Raw genomic sequence first — 4,757 nt, forward strand, 5'->3', positions numbered from 1 at the left:
AGCACGGCGGCCATGCGGATGTTCATCTCCCAGCGGTAGAGGCTGTAGGCCAGCCATTGCGGCGCCACCAGCGGCAGGCTGGCATAGCCGAAGGCGGCGATGCGGCCGGCGCCGGCCTCGCGCAGGGCGCGCTCGGGCGCGGGTGGGGCGTTCTCCAGCGCCTCGGCAAAGAGCCGGCCCAGCACGCCGGTGGTGTGCAGCGCCAGCGCCAGCGCGCCGGCGAAGGGGCCGATGCCGGCGGCGAGGACCATCAGCGCGGCCCACACCAGTTCGGGCACGCTGCGCAGCAGGTTGAGTCCGAAGCGCGCGGCCTGCTGCGCCGGCCAGCCTGCGCGGCCTGAAGCGGGCAGCGCCAGCACCGCCCCGACGATCACGGCCAGCACCGTGCCCAGGGCCGACACGGCCAGCGTCTGCAGCGCGCCGTGGGCCGTGCGCGCCAGGAAGTCGGGCGACAGGTCGGGCGGGAAGAACTCGGCCACGAAGCGGCCCATGTGGCCCATCGACTCGGCCGAGACCAGCGCCGACAGGTCCAGCCCCAGCCAGGCGAAGCTGGCGACGATGGCCGCCAGCACGGCCACGAGCACGGCGCGGCAGCGCCAGCAGGGCGCGGGACGCGGAGGGAGGGCCTTGTCGGAACCTGGGCTCATGGCAGAGATCGGCCTTCGCCGGCCACCGTAGCCGGCAAGGCGGCATGACTCCCTCTCCCCTTGCGGGAGAGGGCCGGGGAGAGGGGGCGACGGCGCGTGCAAGGCACAAGCCGCTGGCAAGGCAGGCGCCCCCTCTCCCCAACCCCTCTCCCGCGAGGGGAGAGGGGCTCGGCGCTGCCCCGGCGAAGGGCCTCCGCGTACGCGTGGTCAGCGCGGTGATTCATGCCAGCAGCCTCCGCAGCCCGTTCGACAGCGCATCGGCCAGCAGCACCAGTGCCAGGAAGACCAGCAGGATGCTGCAGGCCTCGCCGCCGTTGAGCATCTTCATCGACTGGTCCATCAGCTGCCCCAGGCCGCCGGCGCCGACGAAGCCCATGACCACCGAGGCGCGCACCGCGCATTCCCAGCGGTAGACGGTGTACGAGGCCAGCTCCTGCGCCGCATTGGGCAGCAGGCCGTAGGCCAGGGCGGCGATGCGGCCGCTGCCCGATTCGAGCAGGGCGCCCGCCGGCCGGTTGTCGACCGACTCCAGGATCTCCGCATACACCTTGCCCAGCATGCCGCCGTAGGTGACGGCCAGGGCCAGCACGCCCGCGGCCGGGCCCAGGCCCATCGCACGCACGAAGAGCAGCGCCCACACGATCTCGGGAATGGCGCGCAGGCCCATCAGCAGCAGGCGCGCCGCACGGCGCACGATGCCGCCGCGCAGCCGCCCCGGGCCCGGGCCGATGCGGGAGACAGACAGCGCCCGCGTCGCCGCGAAGGCCAGCGGCACGGCGATGACGAAGGCCAGCGTGGTGCCGGCCGTGGCCATGGCCAGCGTCTCCAGCGTGGCGCGGCCCAGCAGCGCGAGGAAGTCGGCCGACAGCGCCGGCGGCCAGAAGGCGGCGAGGAAGCCGCCGATGACGGCCAGGTTGCCGCTGGTCAGCAGCTGCCAGGGCTGGAATTCGGACAGCTGCAGCACCGGCCAGGCGGCGGCCAGGGCGGCCAGCGCGCCGGCCAGGCGGCGGCGCGCGGCCGGGTCGCGCAGCGGCGGCGCGTGGTGCAGGGGCGCGGTGGCGCTGGCCGTGCGGCTGGTCACCGGCAGCCCGAAGGAATGAAGGCCGCCGACGCCGGCAGCGGCGACACGGCCTCGTCGCCCGCCGGCACGCCGCCCTCGGCCGCATACAGCGCCGACAGGCGCGCCGGCGTGACCTCGCCCGCCGGCAGGTCGAACAGCACGCGGCCGGCCTGCAGGCCCACCACGCGCGGAAACCAGCGCAGCGCCAGGTCCACCGCATGCAGCGAGGCGCACAGCGTCGCGCCCGTGGCCTCGCTCTGCGCCACCAGCGCGCGCAGCGTGGTGCCGGCCAGCGTGGGGTCGAGCGCGGAGACGGGCTCGTCGGCCAGCAGCAGGTCGGGCCGCTGGTAGAGCACGCGGGCCACCGCCACGCGCTGGAACTGCCCGCCGGAGAGCCGGTCGCAGCGCTCGAAGAGCCGGTCCTCGATGCCGACCTGCGCCAGCGCGGCATGCGCGCCTTCCAGGTCCGACGGCCGCAGCAGCGAGCCCAGCGCCCGCGGCAGGGACCATTGGCCGAGCCGGCCCGACAGCACCGCCGTCACGGCGCGAAGACGCGGCGCGATGGGCGGCTGCTGGTGCACGGTGCCGATGCGCGCCCGCAAGGCGCGCAGGCGGCGGGCATCGGCCTGCCAGGGCGATTCGTCCAGCAGCGTGACATGCCCGGCGCTCGGCCGCAGCGCCGCGCCCAGGATGCGCAGCAGCGTGGTCTTGCCCGCGCCCGAGGGGCCGATGAAGGCGATGCGCTCGCCCGGCCGCGCGGCCAGCGTCACGCCTTCGAGCGCCCGCTGTCCGTTGGGATGGACCAGGCCCACGCCTTCCAGTGCAAAGCTCACGCTGCGCCTTTCAGGGGGGCTTACTTGATCAGCCCGGCCGACTTGCCGGCGGCCTCGATGCCGTCGTAGTTGGACGACTGCGTGGGCACGAACTTGCTGGCGCGCTGCAGCTGCATGATTTCCTTCTGCTCGGGCTTGGTGGGGTCTAGCTGCAGGAAGGCGTCGGTGAGCTTTTTGGTCAGCGCCGGGTCCAGGCCGGGGCGCACCGTCCAGTTGTAGTCGTAGTAGGTCGGCGTGGTGGCCAGCACGCGCACCTTGGCGGCGTTGGGGTTCTTGGCCTCGACCAGCTTGTCCCACACCGAGGCGTTGAGCACGCCGGCCTCGGCCCGGCCCGCGGCCACGAAGGCGACGGTGGCGTCGTGCGCGCCCGAGTAGGCGACGGTCTTGAAGTCCTTCTCGGGGTTGATGCCGTCCTTGAGCAGGAAGAAGCGCGGCATCAGGCTGCCCGAGGTGGACGAGGGCGCGCCGAAGGCGAAGGTCTTGCCCTTGAGGTCGGCCAGGGTCTTGGCCGTGCTGTCGGCCGGCACGATGAATTTGCTGGTGAACACCTCGTCCTCGGCGCGCTGCACGATGGGCTTGGCGCCGCCGTTGGTGCGGATCTTGGCCTGCACGTAGGTGAAGCCGCCCAGCCACGCCAGGTCGATCTTGTTGGTGGCCAGGCCCTCGACCACGGCCGCATAGTCGGTGACGGGCGTGAACTGCACGTTCATGCCGGTCTGCTGCTTGAGGTATTCGCCCAGCGGGGCGAACTTGCGCTGCAGCTCGGTGGGCGCCTCGTCGGGAATGGCGGAGACGCGGAGCGTCCCCGTCTGGGCCTGGGCCGGAAGGGTGCCGAAGGCAGCGGTGGCGAACAGGGCGGCCAGGGTGGCGCGGCGAGAGAAGGTCATGGTGTTGGCCTCGTTGAAAAGACAGGATGGCAAGGGCAGGAATGGGGCCGCTTCGATAATCCGGCGCTTTCCCAATCCGCCCTCAGGAGACCACTGCGATGCAGCAGCAGCGACCGATGAACCCGCTGGCGCCGATGCGCCTGACCAGCTTCTCGCACGGGGGCGGCTGCGGCTGCAAGATCGCACCGGGCGTGCTCAGCGAGATCCTGCGCAGCAGCGGGGCGGGGCTGATTCCGCCGGAGCTGATGGTGGGCATCGAGACGGCCGACGACGCGGCGGTCTATCGCTTGAACGACGAACAGGCGCTGGTCGCGACCACCGATTTTTTCATGCCGATCGTGGACGACCCCTACGAGTTCGGCCGCATCGCCGCGACCAATGCGATCAGCGACGTGTATGCGATGGGCGGCAAGCCCATCCTGGCGCTGGCGCTGGTGGCGATGCCGGTCAATCAGCTGCCCGTCGAGGTGATCGGCGACATCGTGCGCGGCGGGCAGGACGTGTGCCGTGCGGCGGGCATTCCGATCGCGGGCGGCCACACCATCGATTCGGTGGAGCCGATCTATGGCCTTGTGGCGCTGGGGCTGGTGCATCCGGACCGCGTGCGGCGCAATGCCGATGCGCGGCCCGGCGATGTGCTGGTGCTGGGCAAGCCGCTGGGCGTGGGCGTGCTGTCGGCGGCGCTCAAGAAGGAGAAGCTGCCGGAGGCGGGCTACCGTGAATTGATCGCCAACACGACCAAGCTCAACACACCGGGGCCGAAGCTGGCGGCGCTGGACGGCGTGCACGCGATCACCGACGTGACGGGCTTCGGCCTGGCCGGCCATGGGCTGGAACTGGCGCGCGGCGCGGGGCTGCGGGTGGTGATCGAATGGCCGCGCGTGCCGCTGCTGGAGGGCGTGGCGGCGCTGGCGGCCGACGGCTTCGTGACGGGGGCGTCGGGGCGCAACTGGGCGGGCTATGGGGCGTCGGTGTCCTTGTCCTCGGGACTGCCTGAGGTGACCCAGGCCCTGATGACCGATCCTCAGACGGCGGGCGGGCTGCTGGTGAGCTGCGCGCCGGATGCGGTCGATGCGGTGCTGGGCGTGTTTCGCGAAGAGGGCTTCGGTTCTGCGGCGGTGATCGGGCGCTGCGAGGCGGGGCCTGCGGGGCTGGTGGTCGAAGGCTGAGTTCTTCGCGCGGCGCTGTGCTGCCGTGTTGTTTGGCGCCCCGATGGCCCTGCGGTGGTAGGGCTGGCCTGCTGTCTGAGTTGTCTGAGTGGTCTGAGTTGTCTGCGGTCGAGGCGTCGTCTGGCCTGCGCGTTCGGTGAGGTCCGCCTGGTGCGGGGTGC

5 protein-coding genes are annotated in these 4,757 nt (G+C 72.3%); 1 reads left to right on the plus strand and 4 read right to left on the minus strand.

Annotated features, from left to right (window positions below):
- The 4 genes from NS331_RS19820 to NS331_RS19835 all read right to left on the minus strand — a co-directional run.
- Window positions 1-647, minus strand: a 647-nt coding sequence (locus tag NS331_RS19820) for a PhnE/PtxC family ABC transporter permease (protein WP_058643681.1), incomplete at its 3' end; no start/stop codon positions are given.
- A 220-nt stretch (window positions 648-867) separates the two neighbouring features.
- Window positions 868-1,728 (minus strand): PhnE/PtxC family ABC transporter permease, encoded by an 861-nt coding sequence (locus tag NS331_RS19825; protein ID WP_242873832.1) that lies wholly within the window; start codon window positions 1,726-1,728, stop codon window positions 868-870.
- On the minus strand, window positions 1,725-2,540 hold the full coding sequence (locus NS331_RS19830; protein WP_058643679.1) for a phosphonate ABC transporter ATP-binding protein: 816 nt from the start codon (window positions 2,538-2,540) through the stop codon (window positions 1,725-1,727). The genes NS331_RS19825 and NS331_RS19830 overlap by 4 nt, the downstream gene beginning before the upstream one ends.
- Before the next feature lie 20 nt (window positions 2,541-2,560).
- Window positions 2,561-3,427 carry a putative selenate ABC transporter substrate-binding protein gene (locus tag NS331_RS19835; protein WP_058643680.1) on the minus strand — a complete coding sequence of 289 codons (867 nt, stop codon included), beginning with the start codon at window positions 3,425-3,427 and terminating at the stop codon, window positions 2,561-2,563.
- 98 nt (window positions 3,428-3,525) lie between these two features.
- On the opposite strand from NS331_RS19835, the gene selD reads away from it, so the two are divergent.
- Window positions 3,526-4,596: a selenide, water dikinase SelD gene (gene selD / locus NS331_RS19840; protein ID WP_440589398.1), complete on the plus strand. Its 1,071-nt coding sequence runs from the start codon at window positions 3,526-3,528 to the stop codon at window positions 4,594-4,596.
- The last annotated feature ends 161 nt before the right edge of the window (window positions 4,597-4,757 follow it).

The organism is Pseudacidovorax intermedius, assembly GCF_001476815.1.
GTDB classification, from domain to species: domain Bacteria; phylum Pseudomonadota; class Gammaproteobacteria; order Burkholderiales; family Burkholderiaceae_C; genus Xenophilus; species Xenophilus intermedius_A.